22 protein-coding genes and 1 pseudogene are annotated in these 26,244 nt (G+C 59.8%); 12 read left to right on the top strand and 11 right to left on the bottom strand.

The features are described 5' to 3' along the window. Positions 1-55 precede the first annotated feature (55 nt). Together CVS28_RS17130 and CVS28_RS17125 are read right to left on the bottom strand one after the other, a co-directional pair. Entirely contained in the window at positions 56-1,420 is a 1,365-nt protein-coding gene (locus tag CVS28_RS17130) for an ABC transporter substrate-binding protein (RefSeq protein ID WP_207797247.1), read from the bottom strand. Between the two features lie 145 nt (positions 1,421-1,565). Continuing rightward, positions 1,566-2,483: a LysR family transcriptional regulator gene (locus CVS28_RS17125; RefSeq protein WP_103465893.1), complete on the bottom strand. Its 918-nt coding sequence runs from the start codon at positions 2,481-2,483 to the stop codon at positions 1,566-1,568. 229 nt (positions 2,484-2,712) lie between these two features. Here CVS28_RS17125 and CVS28_RS17120 point away from each other — a divergent pair, with 229 nt between their 5' ends. The 7 genes from CVS28_RS17120 (at position 2,713) to CVS28_RS17090 (ending at position 10,751) form a co-directional block, all read left to right on the top strand. Continuing rightward, positions 2,713-4,089 (top strand): NAD-dependent succinate-semialdehyde dehydrogenase, encoded by a 1,377-nt coding sequence (locus CVS28_RS17120; protein WP_103482261.1) that lies wholly within the window; start codon positions 2,713-2,715, stop codon positions 4,087-4,089. A 183-nt stretch (positions 4,090-4,272) separates the two neighbouring features. Next, positions 4,273-5,556 (top strand): CaiB/BaiF CoA transferase family protein, encoded by a 1,284-nt coding sequence (locus CVS28_RS17115; RefSeq protein WP_341476423.1) that lies wholly within the window; start codon positions 4,273-4,275, stop codon positions 5,554-5,556. A gap of 16 nt (positions 5,557-5,572) precedes the next feature. Next, positions 5,573-6,775 carry an acyl-CoA dehydrogenase family protein gene (locus CVS28_RS17110; RefSeq protein ID WP_341476422.1) on the top strand — a complete coding sequence of 401 codons (1,203 nt, stop codon included), beginning with the start codon at positions 5,573-5,575 and terminating at the stop codon, positions 6,773-6,775. Positions 6,776-6,836: 61 nt separating this feature from the next. After that, positions 6,837-8,063 carry an acetyl-CoA C-acyltransferase gene (locus tag CVS28_RS17105; RefSeq protein ID WP_103482260.1) on the top strand — a complete coding sequence of 409 codons (1,227 nt, stop codon included), beginning with the start codon at positions 6,837-6,839 and terminating at the stop codon, positions 8,061-8,063. Next, positions 8,063-8,857, top strand: a complete 795-nt coding sequence (locus CVS28_RS17100) for an enoyl-CoA hydratase/isomerase family protein (RefSeq protein WP_103482259.1) — start codon at positions 8,063-8,065, stop codon at positions 8,855-8,857. Before CVS28_RS17105 ends, CVS28_RS17100 begins: the two co-directional genes overlap by 1 nt. Further along, positions 8,854-9,741: a 3-hydroxyacyl-CoA dehydrogenase family protein gene (locus tag CVS28_RS17095; protein WP_103482258.1), complete on the top strand. Its 888-nt coding sequence runs from the start codon at positions 8,854-8,856 to the stop codon at positions 9,739-9,741. Before CVS28_RS17100 ends, CVS28_RS17095 begins: the two co-directional genes overlap by 4 nt. Positions 9,742-9,845: 104 nt before the next feature. Beyond that, entirely contained in the window at positions 9,846-10,751 is a 906-nt protein-coding gene (locus CVS28_RS17090) for a LysR substrate-binding domain-containing protein (RefSeq protein WP_103465898.1), read from the top strand. An 80-nt stretch (positions 10,752-10,831) separates the two neighbouring features. Here CVS28_RS17090 and CVS28_RS17085 read toward each other — a convergent pair whose 3' ends face one another. After that, on the bottom strand, positions 10,832-11,326 hold the full coding sequence (locus tag CVS28_RS17085; protein ID WP_207767514.1) for a winged helix-turn-helix transcriptional regulator: 495 nt from the start codon (positions 11,324-11,326) through the stop codon (positions 10,832-10,834). A gap of 227 nt (positions 11,327-11,553) precedes the next feature. On the opposite strand from CVS28_RS17085, the gene CVS28_RS17080 reads away from it, so the two are divergent. The 3 genes from CVS28_RS17080 to CVS28_RS17070 all read left to right on the top strand — a co-directional run bounded on the left by CVS28_RS17080 (position 11,554) and on the right by CVS28_RS17070 (position 14,288). Beyond that, entirely contained in the window at positions 11,554-12,075 is a 522-nt protein-coding gene (locus CVS28_RS17080; protein ID WP_243399949.1) for a PaaI family thioesterase, read from the top strand. A 71-nt stretch (positions 12,076-12,146) separates the two neighbouring features. Continuing rightward, a complete protein-coding gene (locus CVS28_RS17075) occupies positions 12,147-13,319 on the top strand; it encodes an MFS transporter (protein ID WP_243399948.1) in 1,173 nt (390 codons plus the stop codon). A gap of 84 nt (positions 13,320-13,403) precedes the next feature. Then, the gene (locus CVS28_RS17070) at positions 13,404-14,288 is read left to right on the top strand and encodes a VOC family protein (RefSeq protein ID WP_103482257.1); all 885 of its coding nucleotides are present in this window, start codon (positions 13,404-13,406) and stop codon (positions 14,286-14,288) included. A 280-nt stretch (positions 14,289-14,568) separates the two neighbouring features. Here CVS28_RS17070 and CVS28_RS17065 read toward each other — a convergent pair whose 3' ends face one another. The 6 genes from CVS28_RS17065 to CVS28_RS17035 all read right to left on the bottom strand — a co-directional run bounded on the left by CVS28_RS17065 (position 14,569) and on the right by CVS28_RS17035 (position 22,844). After that, positions 14,569-15,246, bottom strand: a complete 678-nt coding sequence (locus CVS28_RS17065) for an NADPH-dependent F420 reductase (protein ID WP_103465901.1) — start codon at positions 15,244-15,246, stop codon at positions 14,569-14,571. 1,267 nt (positions 15,247-16,513) lie between these two features. Continuing rightward, a complete protein-coding gene (locus CVS28_RS17055; protein ID WP_103482255.1) occupies positions 16,514-17,590 on the bottom strand; it encodes a TIR domain-containing protein in 1,077 nt (358 codons plus the stop codon). 535 nt (positions 17,591-18,125) lie between these two features. Then, positions 18,126-18,371, bottom strand: coding sequence for a hypothetical protein (locus CVS28_RS17050; RefSeq protein WP_103482254.1), 246 nt, complete (start codon positions 18,369-18,371; stop codon positions 18,126-18,128). A gap of 199 nt (positions 18,372-18,570) precedes the next feature. Further along, positions 18,571-18,966 (bottom strand): hypothetical protein, encoded by a 396-nt coding sequence (locus CVS28_RS17045; RefSeq protein WP_103482253.1) that lies wholly within the window; start codon positions 18,964-18,966, stop codon positions 18,571-18,573. Between the two features lie 899 nt (positions 18,967-19,865). Beyond that, positions 19,866-20,981, bottom strand: a complete 1,116-nt coding sequence (locus tag CVS28_RS17040; protein ID WP_103465902.1) for a magnesium and cobalt transport protein CorA — start codon at positions 20,979-20,981, stop codon at positions 19,866-19,868. 123 nt (positions 20,982-21,104) lie between these two features. After that, entirely contained in the window at positions 21,105-22,844 is a 1,740-nt protein-coding gene (locus tag CVS28_RS17035) for a CocE/NonD family hydrolase (RefSeq protein WP_103482252.1), read from the bottom strand. 121 nt (positions 22,845-22,965) lie between these two features. Here CVS28_RS17035 and CVS28_RS17030 point away from each other — a divergent pair, with 121 nt between their 5' ends. Continuing rightward, the gene (locus CVS28_RS17030; RefSeq protein WP_103482251.1) at positions 22,966-23,598 is read left to right on the top strand and encodes a TetR/AcrR family transcriptional regulator; all 633 of its coding nucleotides are present in this window, start codon (positions 22,966-22,968) and stop codon (positions 23,596-23,598) included. A gap of 526 nt (positions 23,599-24,124) precedes the next feature. Continuing rightward, a pseudogene (locus tag CVS28_RS17025) lies at positions 24,125-25,228 on the top strand (IS256 family transposase); the annotation flags it as partial. On the opposite strand, the gene CVS28_RS20485 reads toward CVS28_RS17025, so the two are convergent. Continuing rightward, on the bottom strand, positions 25,215-25,685 hold the full coding sequence (locus tag CVS28_RS20485; RefSeq protein ID WP_423716424.1) for a helix-turn-helix domain-containing protein: 471 nt from the start codon (positions 25,683-25,685) through the stop codon (positions 25,215-25,217). The pseudogene CVS28_RS17025 and the gene CVS28_RS20485 sit on opposite strands and share 14 nt — an antisense overlap. A 252-nt stretch (positions 25,686-25,937) precedes the next feature. After that, positions 25,938-26,244: LPXTG cell wall anchor domain-containing protein (locus tag CVS28_RS17015; RefSeq protein ID WP_165788192.1), on the bottom strand; the 307-nt coding region annotated here is incomplete at its 5' end.

Genomic DNA, 26,244 nt, shown 5'->3' with positions numbered 1-26,244 from the left:
GGCGGTGGGATTTCGCTGGCTTCCTGCTTTTTGGGGAGAAGACTTGAAGTGCGCATTACTTGGTCAGGGCTTTCTCAATTTCAGCCGCAGCGTCGTCTAGCGCCTTGGCAGCATCGTTGGTATTTGCCATGGCCACGGCCGTCTCATCGGCCAGAATCCGCTGTACCTCGTCCGAGTTGGTCAAACGGGGGCGCCACATCTTGCCGGTTTCAGCATCCGCGTAGGCCATCTTCAGTGCATCGAATACCGGGCTAAGCCAAGCCTGTTCCGGAGTCGAGTCAAGGGTGGAGGTTCGCGCAGGAAATACACCAAGGGTGTTTGACTGCCAGACTTCACCTTCGCTGGAGCTCAGCCATTCGACGAGCTTCCAAGCAGCTTCCGTATTCTGGCCGCGGCTGGCGATGGCTCCGCTCCAGATACCCCGGTGTGCACCGGAACTATTGGTTCCGGCAGGCATGACCTGAATGCCCACCTGGTCGGCTGTCAAGGTTGTCGTTTTCGGGTCAATGGCCGTGCCCTTGTAGACGCTCCCCCAGTTGAACATGGTGGCGGTCTTGCCCTGGCGGAATGCTTCCAATGGTTCGGTGAACTGCCACGTTGAGGCTCCGGGAGGAGCGTACTTGAGCATCTCCACGTGCGTCTGCAGCGCGGCCACGCCGACAGCATTGTTGAAGGCTGGCTTGTTGTCCCCGTCAAGGAGCTCGCCGCCATTGGCGTTGAAAATGGTCTGCCATACGGTTGGCGTCAACGGATCGCGGGTGAAGTAGGTGCCTACCGCCCACGTGTCATCCTTGCCATCACCATTGGTATCCCGCACCAGCTTTGGGGCCTGGGACATGTAGTCGTCCCAGGTGAGTTCCGGGGTCGGTTCCGGAACGCCGGCATCCTTGTAGAGGGCCTTGTTGTAGAACATCATCAACATGTTGGAGCGCAGCGGGACGCCGTACTGGACGCCCTCCCACTCTCCGGCGGCAAGAGGAGCTGAGTTGAAGTCGTTCCAGTCATAAGCGGCGTCAGTCCATTCGGCCGCATCTTTCTTCAGATCCAGCAGTGCACCGGTTGAAGCCATCTGCGGGATCCACGGATCGTCGGCCATGACGATGTCGTAGGTCGGGTCTGCCGCTGTCAGTTCAAGCATGGTCTTGGCCAGCTGGTCACCGTAAGGGACACCGTCAATGGTCACTTTGATGTTCGGAAACTTCTTGTTGAATTCCGGAACCATCTGCTCTTGCCACTGCTTGGCGTAACCGTCGTTGGCAAGAATTCTCAGCTCAACAGGCTTCTCGGCTGTTCCAACGCCCCCGGATTCCTTGGCGGGACCACCGCAGGCGGCCGTGGCCAACATTGCGGCGGCTAGGACACCAGCGCCAAGAAAGGCGCGCCTGGACGGCTGGAAGAATGAACCTGACTTATTCATCATTGAATCCTCGTTCTGAATACTTTCATGGACAACCCCATCACATCAGCGTGATGTAGGCCACTGGACCTTCTGGAACTCCACGATCTCAGATGGGAACTAGTCAAGTCCAATACTTAGTTCTTATTTCAGTTATAAGAATTCCGTCTTAGTGGATGATGTAGTCCGGCACAGCCAGAGGCTGCGGCATCGTACGGCGAACAATGTTCAGAACCGCCTGCAGATCACGCGCATTGTCACCTTGCCGCCACACCAACGCAGCAGCAAGGTGGGGCACCTTGCCCCTGATCTCCTTGTAAACCAAGCCCGGAAAATTCACGTGCTGCACCGACGATGCCGTGATTGTTACGCCCACACCAGCGGCAACCAAGCCAAGGATCGTGTAGGAATCGGGCGCTTCTTGCAGGATTCTCGGAACGAACCCCGCCTGAAGTGCCAAATGAACCGTCGCATCCCTGATGGTGGACCCCAGGGTGCCCGGAAACGACACGAAGCGATCCTCGGCCAGGTCACGGAGATCGATCGAGGCTTCATTGGCCAACCGATGATCCGAAGGCAAAGCAACTACCAAGCGTTCGTATTCGTAAATATGGGTTGATACGCCTTCATTTGTGATGGGAAACCTCGCAAAACCAATATCGAGCTCTCCGCTGACCACCTTTCGCACAGCGGCTCCACCGTAGATCTGCCCCAACAAAACGAGCTCAATTCCAGGCTGCTCCGCACGGACCGCGCGGGCCAAGATGGGCAGTGCTTCCCTGCTGCTTGCACCGGCATAGCCAACTTTGATCCGGCCAACAATGCCGGCCCGGCCCATGATGGCTGCCCGCATGGCAAGCTCGGCATCGATGAGCACTGTTCTCGCTGGATCCAGAAACGCCTCACCGGCTTCGGTGAGGGTGACCGACCTCGTATTTCGTTCAAACAACTTGACGTGGAGTTCTTTTTCCAGAGCCTTGATCTGTTGGCTGAGCTGGGGTTGGGCCATGTGGAGACGCTCGGCAGCCCTGCCGAAATGCAGCTCCTCAGCAACCATCACAAACCCTTTGAGACTGCGGAGTTCCATGCGCCACCTTCTGTAGTAATTCCGCCACAGTGTTCGTGCGTTCAGTTGCGGAGGCCTCAAGCCTGTTCCGATATGCTAGCCAGCCTAGACGCCGTCAGGGCCTTCGCCGCGCTCATTAGTACAAAATCATCATGAATCCAGCTCCAATTAGTATTGGACTGTATGGCCGCTCAGCTGGGATCGTGAGTGCTGAGACCGAAGAACCTGTCTGCAGAAGGAATCCTGAATCATGAGCAAGTACGCAACCATCAATCCGGCGACCGGCGAGCACATGGCCGAATTTCCAACCCTCACCAACCCGGAGGTGGAGAGTATCGTCGAGCGCTCCTACACGCAGTATCAACAATGGCGGGCACGCCGTATCACGGACCGCGCCGCGATCCTAGGCCGTGTGGCAACACTTCACCGTGAACGCTCCGCGGAACTTGCTGCACTCCTGACTCTTGAAATTGGAAAGCCGACGGCGGAAGCCCAGGGTGAGGTTGCTTTGGTCGCCTCGATCTATGACTACTACGCAGACAATGCCGAACGTTTCCTCCGAGAAGAACCCTTGGATATCAAAGGTCCCGGCACAGCAGTGGTCCGTACGGAAGCAATCGGCCCGCTCATTGGCATCATGCCGTGGAACTTCCCGTATTATCAGGTGGCTCGTTTTGCCGCCCCCAACATTGCCCTGGGCAATACTGTCATTTTGAAGCACTCCAGCAATTGTCCGCAGTCTGCCTTGGCCATCGAAGCCATTTTCCGGGAGGCGGGGCTCCCGGCGGATGTCTACATCAATGCCTTCGCCACATCCGGCCAAATCGCCACCATGATCGCCGATCCGCGCATTCAGGGGGTGTCCCTGACGGGCTCGGAGAAGGCCGGATCTGCCGTTGCCGAAGTTGCCGGTCGCCACCTGAAAAAGGTGGTGCTGGAGCTTGGTGGCTCCGATCCGTTCATTGTTCTGCCGGATGCCGATCTGGACATCGCCGTGGCTGGCGCTGTGTCTGGCCGCATGTACAACGGGGGCCAGGCCTGCACAGCCTCCAAACGATTCATCATTGTTGGCGATATATATGACGAGTTCCTGCGCCGCTACACGCAGGCCATGTCTGAGATCACCCCGGGCGATCCCACCGACCCGAAGACGGCCTACGGACCGTTGTCATCCAAGTCCGCAGCCGATGAAATTGCAGAGATCGTCCACGATGCAACATCCAAGGGCGCAACCGCGGTGGCTGGCGGGCAGGGGCCCGAAGGACCCGGCGCCTACTATCCCGCGACGGTCCTGACAGGAGTTACTCCAGGCATGCGCGCCTACTCGGAGGAGATCTTCGGCCCCGCAGCCGTGGTCTACCGTGTGGAGTCAACAGACGCAGCCATTGACTTAGCCAACGATTCCCCCTATGGCTTGTCCAGTTCCATCTTCACGAGGAATATCGAGTCCGCAAAAATACTTGCCGAGCGGCTTGAAACTGGAATGGTTTGGATCAACAGCACCAGCCGCAGTGCCGCCGACCTGCCCTTTGGTGGCGTGAAACGATCCGGTTTTGGACGTGAACTGGCACATCTGGGCATCAACGAATTCGCCAACAAGAAGCTCATTCGCATTCCGGCGGTGTAGCAAACACCAACCCCGGGCATCCTTCAAATCTTGCCGCCCAGAGCATGCTCTGGGCGGCAAAGTGAGTTAAGAAAACACTTTTATTATTCCTCTATTTACATCAATGGATGTCCCAATAAGTATTGGACTGAAAGTAATTCAACTGCGAAAGTTAAGGCATCAACGAAGATTCCGAGGAGTACCGTGACGCTTGATCCGCACCCCACCGACAAGGCCCTGCCGGACGCAGATTTCATCGCGCCCGGAGTCCATCTCGAGTCCGATCTGTTCGGCCGTACCGGCACCGGCCCCTTGTCCGGGCTGCTCGTGGCGGACTTTGGACGCGTGCTGGCCGGACCCTACTGCACCATGCTGTTGGCCGATATGGGTGCCACCGTGGTGAAGATTGAAAGTCCAGGCGGCGACGAAACCCGGGACTGGCGGCCTCCCGTACGCAACGGAGAGTCAACGTATTACCTCTCCGTCAACCGCAACAAGGGATCGATCGCCTTGGATCTCAAGGATCCTGCGGATCGGGGCATTGCACAAGCAATTGCCCAGCGGGCGGATGTTGTAGTTGAGAACTTCAAACCCAACGGGCTGAACCCGTTTGGGCTGGATTACGATTCCGTAGCCGCCAAAAATCCCGCAGTAATCTATGCCTCCATCACGGGTTTCGGCACGGCCGGTGGCGCCTCGCTGCCCGGATACGATCTCCTCGTCCAAGCCTTGTCCGGGCTGATGAGCGTGACGGGCTCACCTGATACCCCCGCCTATAGATCCGGTGTGGCCGTCTTTGACGTGATGACAGGCCTGCATACTGCCATCGGAATCTTAGCCGCACTCCAGGAACGCCAGCGCAGCGGGAAAGGCCAACGGATCGAGGTTAACCTGATGTCATCGGCACTGTCAGGCATGGTGAACCAGACGGCCGGCTACCTGCTGAGCGGCACAGTACCCACGAGGCTCGGAAACGAACACCCCAGCATCTACCCCTATGAGCCAATGGCCACCGGCGATGGTGATATTGTCATCGCCATCGGAAACGACCCCCAGTTCCGCAGGCTGTGTCAGGCCCTGGGCACGCCCGCTTTGGGCGAGGATGACAGATTCGCAGCGGCCCCCCAGCGCAGCCTGAACCGACATCTCCTCAGGCCCTTGTTACTCGAGGCCCTGAGCAACCGCAGTTCCACCGAATGGTTCGCAGTACTCACAGCAGCCCAAATCCCTTGTGCACCCATCAACGACGTGCGTCAGGGACTTGAATTCGCCGAACGCATCGGCCTGGATCCGGTTGTAGAAGTAGGTCAGGGCGCCGATGCGCTGCCGGGGATCCGCAACCCCATCACGTTCTCGGAGACACCCGTCAGCTACGACATGGTTCCGCCAGATCATGACGGACACCGTGAGCCGATCCTCGCCTGGCTCCGCAGGACCTCCCCCGGAGCAGAAAGCACAACCCACCGCAAAAGTTCAATCAAGCTCTAGAAGGAGCCATCCAAAAGTGACCTCTATAGCTGATCAACAAACAACCATGTCCGACTACTTCCGTCTGGATGATGACCTCACCCCCGACGAAGTCTTGATCCGGAACAAAGTCCGCGACTTCGCCGAACAGCAAGTCATGCCCATCATCAATGAGTACTGGGAAAAGGCCGAATTCCCCACCGAACTTCTGGAGCCGCTGGCAGCGTTGGGCATCATCGGCACCACCATCCTAGGCTATGGATGCCCGGGAATGAGCCGTAAGGCCGCCGGCATGGTGGCCCGCGAAATGGCCCGGGCTGACGGCAGCCTCAACACCTTCCTCGGAGTCCACTCCAACCTGTGCATGGGTGCCCTCAATATTCTCGGCAGCGAGGAGCAGCGGCAACGCTGGCTTCCGGCCTTGGCCAGGATAGAAAACACCGGGGCGTTTGCCCTAACCGAACCTGACCACGGGTCGGATTCTGTCGCCCTGGAGACACAGGCGCGGCGCGACGGTGAGCAGTGGGTCATCAGCGGTCACAAGCGCTGGATAGGCAACGGCCACGCAGCAGATGTCACAGTACTGTTTGCCCGGAACACCGAGGACGGCAACGTCAACGCGTTCGTCGTCGAAAAGGATGCCAAGGGCCTGTACCCCGACGGGTACTCCCCCACCGTCATCACCGGCAAGGTGGGCAAGCGCGCAATCCTTCAGGCGGACATCACTATCGATGAAATGCGATTGCCGGCGGCCAACAGGCTCGATGGCTGCCACGACTTCCGTGATGTGTCGCGGGTCCTGCAGGCAACCCGAGGCGGGGCTGCCTGGGAGGCCGTGGGCCACGGCATGGCGGCCTTCGAAATCGCCTCCGACTACGCCCGCACGCGGCACCAGTTCGGCAAACCCATCGGGTCCTACCAGTTGGTGCAATCACGGCTGGCGAACATGCTCAGCGAGCTCACGGTCATGCAGTTGTTGTGCACCCGGATGGCCGAACTGGCGGACCGTGGCCAGCTCACCAACGCACAGGCCTCAATGGTCAAGATGGCCACAGCCCAAAAGGGCAAGTGGATCTGCAGTGAAGCCCGCGATCTGCTGGGCGGCAACGGGTTGCTGCTGGAAAATCACGTCATACGGCACATGACGGACATGGAAGTGGTATCTACGTATGAAGGCACCGATTCCATGCAGGCACTTATAGTGGGCCGTGACATCACCGGAATCTCGGCCTTTAAGTGAACCATGGGCCCACGTCCCGAACCCTGGCCCGAGCAACAAGTTCTAGAGACAAGGAAATGTCATGACTGAGGCCTTCCTGATCGGCGGAGCGCGGACGCCCGTGGGCCGCTATGGCGGTTCCCTATCTTCGGTGCGCCCCGATGACCTCGCGGCCCTCACGGTACGTGCCGCCGTCGAACGTGCAGGCATTGATCCTGCCACTGTGGATGAGGTGATCCTGGGCAACGCCAATGGTGCCGGTGAGGAGAACCGCAACGTTGCCCGTATGGCGTGGCTGTTGAATGGCTATCCGGACAGCGTTCCTGGAATTACTGTCAACCGGCTGTGCGCCTCGGGCCTGTCGGCCATCATCATGGCAAGCCACATGATCAAGGCAGGGGCCGCGGACATTGTGGTTGCCGGCGGGGTGGAATCGATGAGCCGGGCCCCTTGGGTCATGGAGAAGCCAGACAAGGCTTTCGCCAAGCCCGGTGCCGTTTTCGACACCTCGATTGGCTGGCGTTTTACGAATCCCTCGTTCCTCGACGGCGAGCTCAGCCGTGGCGGCAAGGCTGCGTTCTCGATGCCCGAGACGGCAGAGGAAGTGGCACGGGTATTCGGAACCTCGCGGGCTGACTGCGACGCCTTTGCCGTCCGGTCGCACGAACGCGCGTTGGCGGCGATTGCTGCCGGGCGGTTTGCGGAGGAGATCGTTCCCGTGAATGTCCAAGGACGCAAGGGAGCCGTAACCGTGGTGGAAACCGACGAGGGTCCCCGGCCGGGGACCACCTTGGAGGTCCTCGCCGGACTACGACCCGTGGTCAAAGGTGGTTCCGTGGTGACGGCCGGAAATGCCTCCACGCTTAATGACGGAGCCTCGGCAATCATCGTCGCTTCCGAGGCCGCCATTAAGAAGTATGGGTTGACGCCGCGGGCCCGGATTCTGGAGGGCGGCTCAGCCGGAGTGGCCCCGGAGCTCATGGGGATCGGCCCGGTGCCTGCAACGCGGAAGGTCTTGGAACGCGCCGGGTTGCATGTCGGTGACCTGGGCGCCGTCGAACTTAACGAGGCCTTCGCCTCACAATCACTGGCGGTCATGCGGGAGTTGAAGCTGGATGCGGAGATTGTGAATGCCGACGGCGGCGCTATCGCCCTCGGCCACCCGCTCGGCTCCTCCGGGTCCCGGCTGGTCGTGACTCTGCTGGGGCGGATGGAGCGCGAGCTGGCCACCCGCGGCCGCAAGATTGGACTGGCAACTATGTGCGTTGGCGTGGGCCAGGGAACCGCCCTCCTGCTGGAAGGCGTGTAATGAGCTCTCAAAGTAACCTCGGCGTCCAAGACTTCACCACGCTCATCATCACCGTGCGCCAGGACCGTGTGCTGATTCGCCTGGACCGGCCGGAGGTGCGCAACGCCATCGATGCCACCATGGTGCAAGAGTTGCATGCCGTGTGCGCAGATCTGGAGGCGACGCCCAGAATTCTGATTCTCACGGGCACACCGGCGGACCCGGAGACTGGAACCAAAGCATTTTTCGCCTCTGGTGCCGATATCGCCCAACTCCGTGACCGCCGTCGTGATGATGCGTTGGCCGGGATCAATTCCTCGTTGTTCGAGAGGATTGCCAAACTTCCCATGCCCGTCATCGCCGCACTCGACGGCTTCGCCCTGGGCGGCGGCGGCGAGCTTGCCTACGCGGCCGATTTCCGCATCGGCACGGCGAACCTCCGCATGGGCAACCCCGAAGCCGGGCTCGGTATTCTTGCCGCGGCAGGTGCCACGTGGCGACTTCGCGAGCTCGTCGGGGAGCCCCTGGCCAAGGAAATGCTCCTGGCCGGGCGGACCCTGACCGGCGCCGAATGTCTGGCGGCTGGGCTCATTACTGAGCTCGTTGAATCCGACGGCCTCCTCGACGCGGCGCACGCGCTGGCCGACCGCATCGCCCGGCAAGACCCTCTCGCAGTGCGCCTGACCAAGGCCGTGTTCCATGCTCCGCGGGAATCCCATCCGCTCATCGACACGCTCGCCCAAGGCATCCTCTTCGAATCCCCCGCGAAGTTTGATCGCATGCAACAATTCCTCGACAGGAAGAACAACACGTGACGAATACAGTCGAAGCAACACCCCCCAGCCCATCCCTGAGTTTTCCTGCAACGGTCGGCGTGCTGGGCGGCGGCCGCATGGGTGCCGGCATTGCCCACGCTTTCCTCCTCAAGGGCTCGAAAGTCATCGTCGTCGAGCGCAATGACGAGGCCGCCCAGGGCGCTGAGGACCGTGTAGCTGCGGCCGTTGCGGCGTCGTTCGCCCGCGGCGTCGTGGATGGCGAGGAACATGAGGTCATCGCAAGGTTTAGCGTGAGCCTCGACTACGCCCATTTTGCACAGTGCGATCTTGTCGTTGAAGCCGTGCCCGAGGATCAGAAGCTCAAGACGGCAGCACTCACCGCCGTGGCTAAACACCTTTCGCCGCACGCCTATTTGGCGACCAACACTTCTTCCCTGTCGGTCAGCGGGCTTGCCACATCGCTGGCGAGACCGGAACAGTTCCTTGGCCTACATTTCTTCAACCCTGTGCCGGCGTCAACCCTCATCGAGGTAGTTGTTGCTGAGAAGACCTCCGAGGAAACGGTCGCCGCTGCCCGGCGCTGGGTCTCCGGACTGGGCAAGACCGCCATCGTCGTGCGCGACGTGCCAGGTTTCGCCTCCTCACGCCTTGGTGTGGCTATTGCGCTGGAGGCGATGAGAATGCTGGAGGAGGGTGTGGCCAGCGCGGAAGACATCGACAACGCCATGGTGCTGGGCTACAAACACCCGGTCGGCCCGCTTCGCACAACGGATATTGTTGGGCTCGACGTGCGTCTCAATATCGCCGAATACCTTCAGGAGACCCTGGGCGATCGATTTGCTCCGCCCCAGATCCTCCGCGACAAGGTGGCCGCGGCGGAACTGGGGCGCAAGACCGGCCGGGGCTTCTACGACTGGAACTAAATGACCGCCTGATCCTTATCCATGACCAACGATTATTACCGTCCCCTGAACATGACGCAGCCCGGTGATACCGTTGGATCAATAATTTCGGGACAAGGAGACACATGGACATTGGCCAGTTGAAGGCCTTCTTGGCCGTAGCACAGGAGCTTCACTTCGGCCGTGCCGCCCTCCGGCTGCACATTGCCCAGCCCCCATTGAGCCGCATCATCAAACAACTTGAGACAGAGCTCGGGACGCGCCTCCTGGATCGCAACACCCGTTCAGTGAAGCTCACGCCCAGCGGACAGGCCTTGATTGGTCCGGCCACAGAGGTCGTCGAGGCTCTCCGCCGGGCCGAAGAGGCCGTCCGCTCGGTCGAGAACGGTGAGGCGGGACTGGTCCGGATCGCTTTTGCGGGCGTGTCCACCCATCAGCTGGTTGCCCGGCTCGCCCGGCAGGTGAAATCGAACCGGCCAGGGATCCAGCTGGAGCTGTCGAGCCAGAACTTCGCCCTGCCTGCCTTGAAGAAATTGCTGCAGGGGGAAACTGACATCGCACTGGGCCGGTGGGATGTCATCCCGGCCGAGGTCGCCAGCCGAGTGGTCTTGCAGGACTCGTTGGTCGTTGCAATGCCGGACACCCACCCGCTTGCCGGTGCCGACCGGCTGACGATTGCCCAACTCGCCGGCGACAGTTTCATCTCGCTCATCCCTTTCGAGGGGGCGGTACTGCCAGATCGGCTTCGGCGAATGGCACACGACGCCGGATTCCTCGCCGACATAGTCCAGGTGGCCCCGGACACGCAGACGGCCCTCGCACTGGTTAGCGCCGAGGTTGGGTGCCACTTGACCCTTGCTTCCGTGGCCGCCCAAGCGACCGATCCGCATGTGGTGTTTGTTCCACTCGAAGGCTCCACCGCAGACGTCCATCTGCGGGCAGCTTGGCGCCGCAGCGATTCAAGCGCGGCCCTGAAGGCTGTGCTGAATGAAGTCGGCACTGTTGACGTGTCCAGACCCGACCACGATTAGTCCGCCACCACCCGCCGCGCAGACGCCGTCGAACTGCCCGATCCCAACTCGAAGGCCGGGCCGCCGGGTTCGAACGGCGATCAGCACGGTGCCGGTGCTTGTGCCGCATCAGTGTCGCTGACGCGAATAAAATCCACATCCTCGTGCCGCACGTTCACGCCGCTGGCATCGACCAGGACCGCTCGCACAAGTTCTTGGCCGGCCCGCGTCACGGGAAGCATGCTCACCCCTGGCCCGCGAGGAACATTGGCTTCTCCCCACTGCTGCATGGCCACGAGCACCAGCTTGAGTTCATTGCCGGCCGCAGTCAGCTCGTAGGCATCACGCGTCCGTTGGCCTTGCTCTTGATAGGGAACCTTCTCCAAGACGCCGTGTTCCACGAGTGTGTTTAGCCGCGTACTGAGCACGTCACTGGCGATGCCCAGGGAATCCCGGAACTGCGCAAAGGTGCGTTTCCCCAGGAGCGCCTCACGGAGCAGGAGAAAGCTCCAGGAATCACTAAGGACGCCAAGCGATCTGGCAATACCGCACTGGCTGTCGAGTGCGTTCATGAGAGTTGCTGACTTACGAGGCATGTTCCAACCGTAGCTTGAATCTGCACAACCAATCCAGCAGCAATGATTGCCCGGCTGCGGCATCAGTTCATCGGCAGGATTCCTGCCACTCTTCAACCCGAATTGTTACAGCTGGGTTGCCATAGCCAATTTAGCCTCGGTATGGTTGATCCAGCCCGTCCGGCCAGGTGAATGGCTCTTGTCGCCTTGGCATCCACTCCCTGTTTCGAGAAACCGAAGGATAGCCCGTGACTCCACAGCCTGAGGTGCCGACGAACCGTTCGCGCACCATCCACTACCAAAGCCCGGAAGCGGACAAGAAGACGCTGTTTGAGCGGACTGGACTCGAGCAGTTGCGTGCACTCGTTGACGGGACAGTGTCGCCGCCACCCATTAGCAGCCACATCGGGCTGGAGTTCATTTCGGTCTCAGAGGGCCACGTGGTGATGACCGCGCAACCGGATGAATCCCACTACAACCCCATCGGCTCGATTCACGGAGGATTCTTTGCCACCGTCCTTGATTCGGCCTGCGGTTGTGCCGTGCACAGCACGCTCCCGGCAGGAGTGGGCTACACCAGCCTGGAGATCAAGGTGTCCTTCCTCCGGCCCATCACCGCTGAAACGGGAACCGTCACCGCCCACGGCTGGGTCACCCGCCGCGGCAAGAGCGCATCCTTCGCAGAGGCCGACATCCGCGACAGCGAGGGCCGTGTGCTGGCCACCGCATCAAGCACCTGCCTCATCATCCAAAAAGGCCCTGCACAGTGAGTCGCCAAGGTCCCAGCGAGAATCAGCTACCGGCGCGCAGGCGGGGACAGCTAGGACAGCAAGGTGCATTCTTGGCCGCTGCATCCGTGCTCGCTCTGGTGCTTTGGTCCTCCGGAGCCCCGAGTACGCTGTACCCCACCTACGCCGAAAAATGGGATCTGGCCCCGGTGGTGATGACCAGCGTTTTCGCCACCTATCCCCTGACCCTCATCGTGGTGTTGCCGCTCTTCGGCAACCTCTCTGACCTCTACGGACGTCGCATGGTCATGATCGGCGGAGTCACGCTCATTGCGCTCTCCACGTTGCTGTTCGCCGTCGCACCAAACGTCGGCTTCCTGTTCGCCGGCAGGGCGCTGCAGGGCATTGGTTCCGGGCTGGCCATGGGAGCAGCAACAGTGTCGCTGATTGAGAACAATCCCAGAATCAACCCACGCTTTGCCAGTACGACGGCGACAGTTGCGACAGCGACAGGGCTCACCATGGCCCTCTTGGTCAGCGGACTGATGGCACAATATGCGCCGCTGCCCTTGGTGTTGAGCTACATCGTCCTGCTGGTCCTGGCTATCGCAACGACGGCGGCCCTGCTCATGACCCCGGGCGACCGGCCCGAGGTTCGGCAGCGGTGGCGCCCCCAGTCCCCCAAGGTTCCGCACGGAATCAGGATGAGTTTCCTGATCGCCACACTGTCGGTGGCACTTGCCTTTTCCATGGGCGCGATCTTCCTTTCCCTTGGAGCGCACATGATCGCCCAGTTCGCCCAGACAGACAACCGGGCGATCATCGGTTCGCTCCTGGCAAGTTCGTCTGTGGCGATCTGCCTTACAGCACTGCTGGCGGTGCGAGTTTCGGCCCGCTCCCAAGTGTGGGCCGGGGCCGTGCTGACGGTCATCAGCCTGGCCCTGATGGTTGGCGCAAGCATGTTTGGATCAAGCGTCCTGTTTTTGAGCTGGTGTCTTGTGGGTGGCAGCGCCTATTCCCTGGCCTTCACCGGCGGGCTCGGCCTCATCAACAGCGTCGCACCCGAACGCCACCGAGGGGCAACGCTCTCGTTGCTCTACCTCATCGCTTACGTTTTCCAAGCAGCTACGGCCATCGGAGTCGGTGCGCTTGCCACCTCGGGAACCCTGAGCACGGCCGTGATCGCCGCGGCCGCGACCCTGGCGGGCCTCTGCATACTCGTGGTTGTCCTGCTCAAGATCTCGACTCACGTTTCCCCGCAGGCTGCGAGAGCCGTCAACGCTTAACGAAGGCGGTATCACCGCCTTCAAATCTATTGAAGGCCATGGACGGCCGTGACATGCTGAAATGAGTCACTTCGAGGAGGAATCATGCAACGGATTGTGCCCAACGTATGGTGTCAAGGCAACGCGGTGGAGGTTGGAGAGTTCTACTCTGCGGTGCTTCCGCAAACGTCAGCCGAGACAACCATGAACTATCCAACAGAAGGCTTGCTGGACTTCCAACGCGATTTTGCAGGGCAGCCCCTCGTCGTGGATGTGACCGTCAGTGGTTACCAGATCCGCCTCATCAATGCCGGACATGAGTTCCGCCCAACACCTGCCATCTCGTTCATTTTGAACATGGATCCGCTCCTGTTCGACGGCGGCGAGGATGAGGCACGCACCCGTATCCAGAGCATTTGGGAGGTCTTCGCAGAAGGCGGGCAGGTGCGCATGGAGTTAGGCGAGTATCCGTTCAGCAAGCTCTATGGCTGGGTCGAAGACCGCTTCGGGGTGAACTGGCAGCTGATGTTGAGCGACCCCGCAGGAGAGCGGCGGCCGCTAGTGATTCCACAGTTCCTCTTCACCGGACCCGTCGCCCAGGCCCAGCAGGCAATCGAGCTCTATACCGGGCTTATTCCGGATTCAGGCACCGGTACGGTCATGCCCCACCCGGACGAAGCAAACGGCATCATGTTCGCCGAATTCCAACTTGCCGGGCAATGGTTCTCCGGCATGGATGGCGGCACCGATCACGATTTCACGTTTACACCAGGGCTGTCACTGGAAATTTCCTGCGCAGATCAGGACGAGATCGACCGGTTGTGGGAAGCACTATCCAGCGTGCCCGAGGCCGAACAATGTGGCTGGGTGGTGGACCGCTACGGCGTGAGCTGGCAAATCGTGCCGCAGAATATGGGCGAGCTCATGCAGCACCCGGGGGCCTTTGCCCGGATGCTCGACATGAAGAAACTCATCATTGCGGAGCTGTGACACTCACAGTCACGCCTGCAGACGTCCACGCGGTGCAGACAGGGTCGTGTCATGCCCACGGTGCCATCATGGCGTGGTCTATGCGGTTGTGGCGGCTGGCTGCGGGTAGAGCTTTTCGATGGGGGCGCTCAGGCCTGCCTTAAGACTCAAACCCACGCGCTGATTTGCAAGAGAGCCATGACGCCGGTCCGTTCCAGAGTCTCGCCCCGCCGGGCATCCTGGTGTCCGTCATTGAGGGCGTCGAATGCGTCGGCTCCGTGCCGCAGCGATCCGTTACGGGTCAGCGGACAATTTTGAAGTTGAAGGCAGGTGTGCCGAGTGCGCCCCAGAGGCGGAGCCAGACGGGCAGGAGCATTTCGGTACCCCGGGCGGTGGTGATGTCACCGAGGTCGATGACATCCCGGTGGCCGAAGTCCTCTAGGAGCGCGGTAACGGTGTGCTTGGCATCGGCGTCGTTCCCGGAAACGAAGACCGTGCTGGACTCCGAAAGTTGGTCAGGGTGGACCATGAGGTCCGCATTGAGGGTGTTGAGGGACTTCACGACGCGGGCGGCGGGGAAGGCACGCTGGATCTGTTCACCGAGGGAATCAGTGTCCTTGACGAACAGGGTCGGGGGCATGCCGTGGCTGAAATCGAGGGGGTTGGCGAGGTCGAGAATGACCTTGCCGCTTAGATTCTCCGCACCGACAAGGGCCAGAACATGCAGGGAGGCGCCGCCGTTGGTGGCATTGATGATGAGTTCGGATCCGGAAGCGGCGTTGGCGAAGCTGGCCACGGTCACGTCGGGATTCCCGGCAGACCAAGCGGCGAAGGGTGCGTTGCCCATGGCGTCGACCTCGGTGCGGGCCAGTGTGGCCTCGGCATCGCGAGTGCCGATGGTGACATCGTGCCCAAGTTCGACGAGCCGCGCAGCGATGGTGCGCGCGACAGTGCCGGTTCCGAGGATGGCGGTCTTCATGGGTTGATCTCCTTGTGGTTTCTTCTGTTGCAAAGCCTCAACCCGGTGTGACGGATCGTTCTCAACAGGCTGTATCGGATCGACCCGCCTGTCAACCTTGGGGCGCAGTCTGCCCATCAGCCAAGGTGGAGGCCATCCTCGTGCTTGAATCCCCCTGCCAACAGGGCGTTAAGCGTGCCCCAGGTGGGATTCGAACCAGACTCAAACCCGCCTAAATAAAGGGAAGTAGCGGGGCACCTCGCCAGTACAGCCCAGTACGACGCAGTCCGGGCCAGTCCAGAAGAAAACGTGTTGACACTGTCAACACCCCACTAATTGGAGTTTAAGGTGGGGTAGGATCCCTCGTTCCTGACTATCTCCTTACGCTTTAGGGCGCTCTTTCAAAATCGCGCCAACCTTTTCCACGGATGCGAACCAAGAGAGCAGGTCTTGGTCTATCGCGCCGACCACTGTCCGCATGTTGGCAAGTTGTGCGCCAATGCTGCTATTGATCAACGGTTCTAGGTGGGCCACCCGATTGCGCAGACGATAGACACCGTCTACAGCCCGCTCAAGGTCATGGACAGGGGGCCGAAGGTGAGGAAAGGCAAGGTGAAGCGCTTCCTCCCAAAGCAGCAACTTTCCAAGGTCGTTGCGCCCAAGTAGGAGGAAACGCCAAGTCCCCATGGACATAGCAGCGAGTATGTCCGCATGCAACGGATCACGAAGATGCCGGGGCCTGACCCTAGTCGAATGGCCGGCCCGGTACTTCGCGTCGGGAATGCCCCGGCCAACTATGCGTTCCAACAGACCAGAGGGATCCACAAGCCAATCGCTGGAGTGCGGCTTCCCCGTGGCCGGGTCGGTCTGCCCGACGTTCCACAAACATAACTGCTCATCCAGTGCGTTCCGTAGAACCACCTCACAGATGTGCAACGCCTCATACACTGCACCAGATAGTTCCACATTCCACCGGTAGAGCCGCACCGCACCCTGAAGACTTCATGCAGCGTCGAGGTAGGGCGCCAGGCGCGGAGGGCTCAACCGCCTCAACAGAACCGCTTCTACACTTATTTGTTCGCGCATGTTCATACTAGTAAACTGTAGTAGAAGACAGGGGCAGGTTCCCTGTTACGGATTACTGAAGGTCCCGCAGCCAGGAGCTGTGGGACCCTCAGCATTTGAATTCCCATGTCCTGGCGTTCGGTGGTTCTCATGAGACCAAAGGACTATACGCAACATCTAGAACTCCGTGACGGCGTTAACCAGTCGGAGCTAATGGCATGGACTACTCCTCATTGAGAGCCTGCCGCAGTTTTGCGTTCATTTCGTTGGAGATTGCACTATCCATTTTCAAGGTCAAAGTCATGTTGAGGTTGATGCGCTCGCCTCGGGCCAGACGTTCGGTGGCGATGTCCATCTCGGTAACGAACTCCCGCACGAAGCGTCGGCACTCATCGACCGGCTGCTCAGCCCATCGAGCGAGCATCTTGAATACTTCCGCCCCGTCACCTGAGGCTGACGTCCCACGCAACTCCGCCGCCCAGTCCATGAAATCTTCGTAGACCGAGATGAATCGCTCCGCCATATGGACAATCCGGTCTACGTCGCCGGGCTCGCCCGGTTTGCCGAATGCTCGCTCTTGAACCTCGGGGTCAAGCACCAAGTTGAAGTTGTCCACGATTCTCTGGATGGCGCCGATTGCTTGCTGGACGTGTCCAACCAGACCGTCGCGAGGAACGTAGTGCCCAGTGCGCCTTGCATAGCCCATACTGAAGTCTTGGTACTTCGGCTCCAGTTTCCCCATGTTGACGTTGAGCAGACCAGCGTACAACAGGTGCTCCCAGATCCCCGTGCGCTCGGTCATCGTTGCCTCGATTGCTTCTTGGGAGCGGGGTACTTTTCCGTCCACGAGAATGCTCGCTGGTTGCGTCGGGACGAATTCTCCGACCTTCTTCTTGATGGCTGGGATTAGCCTGTCAATCCCGAGTCGTCGAGCGTCGAGGTAGATCGTGGTGTGGAGAAGACCGTCCAGCTGAGTATCGTCCAAGCGAATCGGCAGAACGTAAGCGCTTCGCTGGGTCGCGGCGCGAGCGAGCGCGGCCCGTCGCTCGGTCCGAGTCCACATTTTTCGTGCGTAGTGTTCTGAGACGAACATGACCGCGTAGCGTGCGCGATTCTCGTAGACATTCGAGAAGTATTCGATGCCGTCTTCTCCCCACGCCTCAACTTCATAGTCCTCGTCGTAGAAGACGCGAATACCGTCTTTCCTAATGGCCTCGACGATGTCGGCGACGTAGTCGCGGTCCTCGCCTGCGAAGCTGACTGCGACATCGAACTCGTACTCCTGAGGCGACTTATTCATATAATCATCATGCCAGAAGCACCCAACATGACTGCACCGAACACGTCACCCATGACCTCTCTGGAATAGGATCGCAGAAGATGTCGACCGCTCAGCGGCAGATCAGCCCCAAGAGAGAGGGCCACCGCCGCGTGATCTCAACGTGTTTCTGGGAGATTTGAGGCGGCCACTACCGCTGCTCAATCTCCCGGTCTCACCGGGTGCGGAAGTATGAACTGGCCCCTCTCGTTGATGGGCACCGCTGTGAACTGATCCAGAGCTATGACGCCGTTTGTGGCTGGCAGTGGGGAGCCGATCACGGCGACCTGGCCGTGCGACCGTAAACAACCACTGCGGCTAGGTCGGGCCCGCGATATCACCTGCACCATCTGCGAGTTCGTGGGGCCGCTGGTTGGCCAGCCTGAGAGTCGCCGCTTGTCTAATGTTTCGGGCGACAACGGCACGAGGCACTCGGCCATTCTTCACGCCCAGAAAAAATGATGCAGAGTCGACTCCATCTGCGGGCGGAGCTCATCCCATACCGTGACCCAAACTTTCACAGGGCCAAAATATGGGCGTTGGAGATGGCGACGAGTTTGGTCAGCGCCAAGGCAATCCGTTTCAGGTAGCCGATGATCACCTTGAGGAGGCCGCCAATCCTGAGCGTCAGAGTCACAGTTAGTCCGCCGACACTCCCCGCAGTGGCGAATGCAAGAACGACTCCACTTATTGCTGCAACGGTTCCCCCTCCATTGATGGCATCACGGGCCAGATTAACGGTCTTGGTCTTTTGAATTGTCATCCGTTAAGTCAACCAAGGGGCATTGTTCTTACCAGACGTTCCGCCAGCACAATCAGGCCACTTCACCCATCCAATAAGTGGCCTTTCGCAGGCCCAACACGTGCGACGACTCAAGGCAACGGAAAGGGAGGGTGTGCAAACTCTGTATACCCTCTCCCATTCACCGTCTACCAACCAGCTCGCCCAAAAAATCAACTGGTTACTCGGGTGGCGTAGAGTCCCCGCCATCTCTGGACTTTGTCTGAGACTCTTGCACTGCGGACATGAACATCGAACCCATCCTCTTCATGGCTGACATCGCCATTTCTGCACCCTCATCGTCCCGGCGCGCCTTGGTCGCAAGCTCCTGCTTTTCAGCGTCGAGACGTAGACCCAAGATTCGGGTAATCCGCTCATCAAGAGCGGTCCTAATTTCGCTGACAGACTTTTCATTATCACGCGCCAAATCCCTGATCTCCGCCAACGACTGCTCAGTCTTCGCCGTTGTTTCCGTGGCAAGATCAAGTTGCTCCTTCGACAACCGACCTTGCCATACTGCAATGGCAACGGCAGTTACAGCGACTATCAGAGATACCCATGCCAGGATTTGAGTCATCTGTTCCCCCTAGATTTCTTGGCTGAATGCCATTGGTTGGCGACCGCATATCCCCAATCGACAATTCTACGATCAGGTACCGACACCCTGAAACCGACTTGCCGGCGAATGCCATCTAAGGCGTCTAAGCGAGGGTCCGGCCGCGGCGAGGAGTAGTTCGGCCACAGGGCGATCCATGAGGAATGAGGCGCCCGAACCTGAAGTCCAGCGGCTAGACCGATCCACCTACCTGGAAAGAAACTTGGAATATCCGGATATGGCTCCTCAAAAGACATTGACCCAATTCCGCACTCACTGGTGAACCGTCGAGGGAATCGGGCCGCCACCTTATTGGCGACGCCACCGCATATCGAGCCGACTTCACAAGCAAAAAAATCTGTTTGCCCGTACACATCGAAACTTGATCGATCGTGGCGAGTGTACGCGCACACGTCGGTGAGTCGACGGACTGGATTCCGGGACTCCCCTGCCCGCGGCACGGCAAAAAAGTGCAAGCACAAGAAGGACCCGCCCATTGACCAGAGAATCCGCCACAACTAACGTCGCTATCCCTCCAGCGCACCATGACTGTGTGAAGGGGAAAGTGTCCCCGACGCAGTCAGCAAGGAGCCGCCAACGACGAACAGCTAAATCAGAGTCGGAGACCCAGTACTCTGCATAACAAGACCCCATGCGGGTCAACACCGTGTCAACACTTAAACACGAAAACCCCCTGTAAACAGGGGGTTTAGCGTGCCCAAGGTGGGATTCGAAAGTGTTTTAAACCCTTGCAAACAAAGGGAAATGGCGGGACACCGCGGCAATACGGCTCAGTACGAGCCAATCCGGACCAGTCCGACAGGAAATGTGTTGACACTGTCAACACCCCCACCCGGGGATTAAGGTGGGATTCACACCCCCTACATCCACTTTTTGGTTTTGAAGACAATGTACAGCCCGACCGCCAAGGCGATCATCGCTCCCACAGCCAAGGGGTAGCCGAGTGACCAGTGCAACTCGGGCATGACATCGAAATTCATGCCGTAGATGGCCCCTATCAGGGTGGGTGCGAAGAGGATTGCCGCCCAGCCGGAGATCTTTTTCATGTCCTCATTCTGCCGCTGGGCGACGAGGGTTGAGTTCACGCTGAGGATCTGCGAAAGGGCGTCACGAAGTTCGGATACGCGGGTGCTGGCGTGAGTGAGGTGGTCCGCGACGTCTTGCAGGTAGGCCTGCAGTGGTTCTGGAACTTCGTGGCGGTCAAATCCTTGGCGAAGTGCAGCGAGAACATCTGCCATCGAGGTAGTTGTGTGCTGCAGGTCGATGACTTCCTGGCTCAGCCGGTAAATGCGTTCAGCAACGGCGGCGTCCCCGCTGAATACCTGGCGTTCAATTTGTTCCTTGTCAATGGCCAAACCGCGCAGCACCGGCGTATACCCGTCAACAATCGCGTCCAAAAGTCGGTAAGCGACCGCCTCAGGGCCCAAATTCAGCAAGTATTCGTCATCAAGGAGCGTGTGGCCGTCGCGGTCAGCAAGATCTGACGGATCGCCGGACATAGTTGCCTCACTGGTCCCATCGATCCACCGCTTGTCCTGGCAAAGGACAACTATGGCGTGGGGGCGAACCAGAACGTGAAACTCCGAAAAATCGACATCCTCTGCAGCGTCGTCGTATCGCGCAGACCGCACCACCATGAAGAGGACATCGCCGTAGCGTTCCAGCTTCGGACGCTGGCCTGCGTGCAGCAGGTCTTCGACAAGCACCGGGTGCAAGGCCCATGCCTCGGCAAGTTCGTTAATGTCCTGCGGAGTTGGTGCGGGGAAAAGAGTTAGCGCCATCCGGTGTGGGGCAGCTTCGGCAAAATGCAGGGCTTCGGCCACGGCAACGCGCTCCGGTGTGGGGCGAAGGTGGCCGTCGACGATGTATCGGGTTCTGCACGAGGAGACCTCGGCCTGAGGTAGTTCGGTGGCAGACCGTCGCTGGAATCGTGTGCCCCGGCGCCGGGTGGACTCGTCGCTGTAACGCTGAGGCATATGTTCGCCTTCATTCAGGTATCGGGTGTGGGCAAATGGCCCCGGTCTTGAGAGGACGATGCGCGCTCCCAACGGGAGTGCGCATCGTCCTCTGGTGTCATGCAACCAGCTTAGCCGGGCGCTTCAGCTGTCCTTGATGGGAAGCTGCAGATAGGAGGGATGGTCTCCCCCTGTGTGAATGACATGCATGCCACTGTTCGCGGGCACATACTCCCGTGCTCCGGGCATCATCGGCCCCAGCAGGCTGCGACCGCTGATAATAAAGCGGAGCTGCTCCCCCGGATGGAAAACAAGCCCGATCGGAAGCAGGTCAATCTCGACCTCCACGATCTGCTCCGGAGTGAGCTTCTCAACCCGGTCGAAACTATGCGCCGGGATGTCGGAGGTTGATTGGGCGGCATCCAAGTTCCGCAGAGAGACGCGGAGTCGGCCGTCGGACCCCTTGTAACGCAGGATCGAGCCACCGCGTTCGGTGAGGTCGTGAATCATCGCGCTTTGATTGTGAGCGGTGAACTGCTGCAAAGGCGTGCCAAACTTATCGAGTTTCTGCACCAGAACGAATAGGTCCATGTCATCAGCACCGCGGGCCTCGACCCACAGATGCGCTTTCGGGTAGCCCACCATCACGGTCTCGTGGTCGAATCGGGTCACGAAGGATGCCAAATCCGGATTGCCAGCAACGGCGTACATTGCCGCGGCATCCGGTTCGGGCCGTGTCTGGGTCAACACCCGGGAGCCGCCGTCGAGGTAGAACTTAGTTGAAGTAACCCCCGACGGCGGGAACGCGTCGGCGGCGACGGCAACCTGGTCACCGCCGGCAAAGTCAAGCAAGGAGTAGCGCACCGGCGGTGTCTGCTCCCACCCGTTGTCTGCACCCTTGAGAAAGTGGTCAAAGAAGCGGCGCAGATCCTCAACGTTTTCCGGGTCATAGTAGTCGGGCCATTCCTGGCTGTTGTGGATGCGAAGCCATTTCTGCTCCGAGGCCAGCCGTCGCCAGGCGCGGAACGTGCCGGCGGTGTGGAGGGTATTTGAATAGCTGGCAACAACATAAGCTGGCACGGTGATCCGGTCGAAGTCCGGTATCTTGTTCTCCCAGAGCTCGGTCATCAGAGGGAAGGCTTCAGCCTCCCCCAGGATGTCCTCCTTCCGGTTCTTTCCCCAGAAGCTCCCATTCTGCAGGATCGCAGCAAAGCCAGTGTCCGGCATGCCACCGCGTAACACCAAGTCCCGGTAGACATCGCTGACACCTTCCCAGGGGTTAATGGCCGCGAGGTGGGGAGGCTGCTCCGCCGCAGTGAACCACTGCGACACAGCCAGGTATGAGGTGCCGCTCATGCCGACCTTGCCGGAGCACCAGTCCTGCTCTGCCAGCCACTCAATCAAGTCGTAGCAGTCACGCCCCTCTTGCCGGTCCCACAGCACGCTGTCACCCTCGGAATCCACCACTCCCCTAATATCCGGATTGGCGATGGCGTAACCCTGGGCGCACCAGTAGGCCGGGTCCGGGGCCTCAAACTTCTCCAACCCCGACACCGCATCGTTGCCGAGCCCAACAAGCCCGAAGACGCCCATGACACTGGCAGACGTGCCCTGGCCCTTGCCATATGGGCTCCAGGCAACAATGACCGGAACCTTCTCGGCGCCGACGGGCCGGAACACATCCACATGGATCTTCACCCCGTCCCGCAAGGTTACCGGGACATCCTTCTCAAACACGATGTCCACTGGCAACGGGCGGAACTGTGGGGCAATCTGATATCCCGCAGCCAGAGTGCGGGTGCCCGGGTCATAGGCAGTCAGCAGCCCAGTCCGCTCAGGGGGCAGCGGTTGGGACGGTCCGAACATCTTCTGGTCAGCGCTCATGGTGAGCTCCTCAAATCACTAGTTCGGGACACGAATCGTTGTGCCGGTCCTAGCGTATGGCGGACCAAAGAATAAATCAACAGTTGTTTATATAAATCTTTTTCTGAGGTAGATTGATGCCATGACTAAGCAGAAATCGACTTCTACTGGGCGACGGCGCGGACGCCCCCCAGGCAGCGGGAGCACCCGGAACACCATCCTCGAAGCAGCCCGACGACAATTTGCCACCGAGGGATTCACCACCACAACCATTCGAAGCATCGCCACAGATGCCGACGTCGACGCATCCCAAGTCATGCAATTTTTCGGATCAAAGGACGCACTTTTCGCCGCCGTCATGTCCATTCCCCCGATGGTTCTTGCCTTGTTCGACACGGCCTTCGAAGGCCCTGACGTGTGCCTTGGGGAGCGTGTGGTCCGCGCTTATCTGCAGGCTTGGGAAGGAACCCCGGAAGAGTCGGAGCCCCTCATGGTCATGCTGCGCGGAGCCATCGTCAACGACACCGCAAGCAAGCAGCTCGCGGACTTCATCCAATCCCGGCTGCTCGATGGAGCGAGAGAGCGAATCGCCGACGACTCCGAAAGCGCGTTGCGGGCCGGCCTCGCATCATCCATGCTCGTGGGCCTCATCACCAGCCGCCGCATCATCGGCGTCCCCCTCCTAGCCGAGGCCGACCCCGAGGCGGTCATCAGACTAGTTGGCCCGGCAATCCAAGAAATCCTCGCCCCTGGTACGGCCAACCGCGCATCGTGATCCTCCCGTTCCCTCGGAGCCATAGGAGACTTGCACGCAATACTCGCGTACAGGACGGCGCCCGAAATGGCGGTCTGTGCGTGTTGGATCGACCCGAAGGCTTCCCATCCCGCCGTCGTCCATGGCATGCGCACTCAGCTACTTCAACGGAATCGATGGCTGCCACGCATCCAAGATGCCAGCCAATAGTGCGTTGACAAGAATCAGCTCACCAGGCTGCTGGTGGCCAGTTGAAACTGCCTATTCGCGGCCATGTGAGGTGCCCATGTACCTAGGTGACTTGGCGGCGAGACCATGGAGGATGAGGTCGACGCCCGCTAAGAACTCTGACCTATCATCGTGGGTTTGGAGGCGTGAGGCCATACTCCGGGTGAAGATCCACTCCTCAGGGTCAAGCGCCGCCCAGTGCGCGCTGATCGAGGCGAGCGAGTTCGCTCTGCCAAGGGACGCCTCGGGCGAACGGGAGGTGGCTGCTTCTTGGCTGCCTGCTCCGATGATATAGATCAGCAGAGTAGACGTAGCCCCCTTCGAACGCTCCGAGGCGCGCACTACCCAGCGAAACGGCTCCCGAACCAGGACGTTGACGACCACAGCCGGGGATTTGAACCTGAAGATCCCCAAGCTGCGGAACGGATCGTTCTTCCCTGCATTGCTCGAACGGCGCCGTCGCGTTGACCAGGCCCTCTACGCCGTGGTGATGGAGGCCCATCTGCACGGGGTTTCCACCCGCAAGGTCGACGATCTAGTCAAGGCGCTCGGGGCCGACACCGGGATTTCCAAGTCCGAAGTCTCCCGGATCTGCGAGGACCTGGACCATGAAGTCGGTGCTTTCCGTGACCGTGACATCTCCGCCATGGACTACCCGTACGTGTTCCTCGATGCGACCTACTGCAAGGCCAGGGTCGGGCACCGGGTCGTCTCCCAAGCCGTCGTGGTCGCTTTCGGGGTGGCTGCGGACGGGCGCCGGGAAGTCCTTGGCTTCGATGTTGGCGACAGCGAGAACGAAGGTTTCTGGACCGCGTTCCTGCGTTCCATGAAAACCCGTGGACTCGACGGAGTGCAGCTGGCGATCTCCGACGCCCACCTAGGCTTGAAGAAGGCTATCGCCACGGTCTTCCAAGGCGCTTCCTGGCAGCGGTGCCGGGTGCATTTCATGCGTAACGTGCTCTCGATCGTGCCCAAGGGTTCCCAGGACATGGTCGGCTCAATCATCCGCACCGCCTTCGCCCAACCCGACGCCGAACACGTGAATACCCAGTTCGATGAAGTCACCAGGATGCTGAACAAGTCCCATCCTAAAGTCGCCGCAATGCTCGGCGACGCCCGGGAAGACGTGCTCGCGTTCGCCGGTTTCCCGACCAGGCACTGGCGCCAGATCTGGTCTACCAACCCCATGGAACGGGTCAACAAGGAAATCAAACGACGAACCGATGTCGTCGGGGTCTTCCCCAACCCTGCGGCCCTGCTCCGGCTCGCCGGCGCCGTCCTCGTCGAGCAACACGACGAATGGGAAGCCGGGGACCGCCGCTACCTCTCCGAGGCCTCAATGACCGAACTCAAAACCATGAACACCACAACACCTGACCCGGTCGAGGAAGGAATTTTGCTCCCAGAACTCACTGCAGCATAATCAAAGCACTGACCCGCACGGTGTTGAGGAAAACTCCACCACTCCACGGGACGCAACCGAGGGCAATCACGGCACTAACTCTCAGCGCGGTGGTTGGTTCCTCAAGGCCTGTACTTTTTTTAGATAGGCGTTCTCTGCCTGCAGTCGCTGGTTCTCGCGGCGTAGCTTNGACTTCGACCGATGGGCTCCCAGGCACAGATTTGGGTCGGACCTTGGCCTTGGGGCGCAGGCCCTCCTCGCCATAGTCACGATAGGCGCGGATCCATGCTCGCAAGAGGTCTAGGGAACTGAGCTGATGCATCCGGGCAAGGTCTTGCCGCGTCCCCTCACCGTCGAGATATTGGCGAACAACCGCCAGCTTGAACTCAAAGGAATGCACCTGCTTGGTTGGTTTCTTGTCCAATGCTGCTCTACCCCAGATCTTGAACCGACTCTCCAACTTGCAGATAGCCGACATGCTGACTCCCAGCCTTGGGGATACCGCGCGATACCCAAACCCTTCCTCAAACAGATCGACGGCAGCTAGCCGCTGCTCGGCAGTCAATGAACTATGTGGATGCATGAAGAACTCCCCGAAAGTAATGATCTGAATTAATCAGTCCAACTTCCGGGGAGCAGTTCATGAGGGCAGTTGGCCACTTCGTTTTAAAGACCACAAGGACAATCTGAGAACTTACTGGGCACTTGTGGTCGCCCCGCGATTAGTTCTCTAGCTCTGCGTTCGACGGCGCCGGATGACCAGCAAGGCACCGCCAAGCAGAACTAACGCAAGGCCCGCAATGCCAATGCCGAATGCCTGAACACCTGTGGAGGCAAGAGGACCGTTGCTAGCTTCCGGGGCAGGAGGCGGAGAACTGACAGCTCCAGGTGACGGGGCCGGGGTGACCGGCTTCACAGCCCCCGGAACATAAGTGACAGTCACGGCTGCCTCGGTGTTGTTTCCACGCACATCAGTGACCTGGTAGGTCACATCAGTCGGGTTACCGGAGAAGCCAGCCTCGGGTGTGAACGTCACA

Origin of the sequence: Arthrobacter glacialis, from assembly GCF_002909415.1 — a bacterium.
In the GTDB taxonomy this organism is placed as follows: Bacteria; Actinomycetota; Actinomycetes; order Actinomycetales; family Micrococcaceae; genus Specibacter; species Specibacter glacialis.
The sequence above is the reverse complement of the archived record's forward strand: the minus strand, read 5'-3'. Positions and strand labels throughout refer to the sequence as shown.

Coding starts and splice junctions, on each gene's coding strand:
- CVS28_RS17065 (WP_103465901.1), bottom strand. CDS start 15,246: ATGAAGACCGCCATCCTCGGAACCGGCACTGTCGCGCGCACCATCGCT.
- CVS28_RS17055 (WP_103482255.1), bottom strand. CDS start 17,590: ATGAATAAGTCGCCTCAGGAGTACGAGTTCGATGTCGCAGTCAGCTTC.
- CVS28_RS17120 (WP_103482261.1), top strand. CDS start 2,713: ATGAGCAAGTACGCAACCATCAATCCGGCGACCGGCGAGCACATGGCC.
- CVS28_RS17070 (WP_103482257.1), top strand. CDS start 13,404: ATGCAACGGATTGTGCCCAACGTATGGTGTCAAGGCAACGCGGTGGAG.
- CVS28_RS17085 (WP_207767514.1), bottom strand. CDS start 11,326: ATGCCTCGTAAGTCAGCAACTCTCATGAACGCACTCGACAGCCAGTGC.
- CVS28_RS17050 (WP_103482254.1), bottom strand. CDS start 18,371: ATGACAATTCAAAAGACCAAGACCGTTAATCTGGCCCGTGATGCCATC.
- CVS28_RS17045 (WP_103482253.1), bottom strand. CDS start 18,966: ATGACTCAAATCCTGGCATGGGTATCTCTGATAGTCGCTGTAACTGCC.
- CVS28_RS17100 (WP_103482259.1), top strand. CDS start 8,063: ATGAGCTCTCAAAGTAACCTCGGCGTCCAAGACTTCACCACGCTCATC.
- CVS28_RS17125 (WP_103465893.1), bottom strand. CDS start 2,483: ATGGAACTCCGCAGTCTCAAAGGGTTTGTGATGGTTGCTGAGGAGCTG.
- CVS28_RS17035 (WP_103482252.1), bottom strand. CDS start 22,844: ATGAGCGCTGACCAGAAGATGTTCGGACCGTCCCAACCGCTGCCCCCT.
- CVS28_RS17030 (WP_103482251.1), top strand. CDS start 22,966: ATGACTAAGCAGAAATCGACTTCTACTGGGCGACGGCGCGGACGCCCC.
- CVS28_RS17130 (WP_207797247.1), bottom strand. CDS start 1,420: ATGATGAATAAGTCAGGTTCATTCTTCCAGCCGTCCAGGCGCGCCTTT.
- CVS28_RS17090 (WP_103465898.1), top strand. CDS start 9,846: ATGGACATTGGCCAGTTGAAGGCCTTCTTGGCCGTAGCACAGGAGCTT.
- CVS28_RS17105 (WP_103482260.1), top strand. CDS start 6,837: ATGACTGAGGCCTTCCTGATCGGCGGAGCGCGGACGCCCGTGGGCCGC.
- CVS28_RS17040 (WP_103465902.1), bottom strand. CDS start 20,981: ATGCCTCAGCGTTACAGCGACGAGTCCACCCGGCGCCGGGGCACACGA.